The organism is Limnospira sp. PMC 1279.21 (assembly GCF_032349615.1).
GTDB classification, from domain to species: Bacteria; Cyanobacteriota; Cyanobacteriia; order Cyanobacteriales; family Microcoleaceae; genus Limnospira; species Limnospira fusiformis.
The window spans coordinates 1-301 of record NZ_JARPLU010000595.1 but is presented as its reverse complement, the minus strand read 5'-3'; the positions used below and the strand labels follow the sequence as shown (position 1 = coordinate 301).

Sequence of the window (301 nt, the reverse complement as noted above, 5' to 3'; positions counted from 1 at the left end):
TAAAAAACCTGGAAAAAATGGCTGGCGGCTTGCCGTTATTGTTTTAACCAAGCCATCGCTATGCAGCGAAGCTCGACGCGGATGATTGGTAAGCTGAAGTTAAGAAATCTGGTAATGCAATCAGATTTACCTCAATGGGTGAAAGAAACGCCTTGCCATATCAGACAAAACGCGATATTTGACGCATATCAAGCATATAGGGCAAGCCGTGATGCCAAGTTCAGAAGTATTCGTAACCCACGACAGACAATCAAATTCAATGATTCTAACTTCACCAAAGGAACATGGTACAGCCAGTTAA

1 pseudogene is annotated in these 301 nt (G+C 42.5%); it reads left to right on the top strand.

Annotated features, from left to right (window positions below):
- Positions 1-301: pseudogene (locus tag P5683_RS26130) on the top strand (RNA-guided endonuclease TnpB family protein); the annotation flags it as partial.